This is a genomic window from Fructilactobacillus florum DSM 22689 = JCM 16035 (genome assembly GCF_001436645.1).
In the GTDB taxonomy this organism is placed as follows: domain Bacteria; phylum Bacillota; class Bacilli; order Lactobacillales; family Lactobacillaceae; genus Fructilactobacillus; species Fructilactobacillus florum.
In genome coordinates this window covers 1-274 of sequence record NZ_AYZI01000047.1, presented here as the reverse complement: position 1 = coordinate 274, position 274 = coordinate 1, and the positions used below count along the sequence as shown (strand labels likewise).

Annotated in this window: 1 pseudogene; it reads left to right on the top strand. The window is 37.6% G+C overall.

Annotated features, from left to right (window positions below):
* Window positions 1-49: 49 nt before the first annotated feature.
* Window positions 50-274 (top strand): annotated as a pseudogene (locus FC87_RS06885) (toprim domain-containing protein); the annotation flags it as partial.

Here is a 274-nt window from a genome sequence, read left to right as displayed (position 1 = left end):
TAATAATCATCTTTTAATGTAGAAAAATATTTGTGAGGATAAAAAATTAATGACTACCACTACTCCTAGCAAGAAAAAAACTAGTAAGCGAAAACGAACGACTTCGAAAAAAAACTAGTCATCGTAGAATCCCCAGCCAAAGCTAAAACTATTGGTAAATATCTAGGAAGAACTTACAATGTGGTCGCTAGTAAGGGCCATATTCGAGATCTGCCCAAAAGTCGGATGGGGGTTAACCTTGAACAGCACTATGCGCCCGATTACATCTCGATCA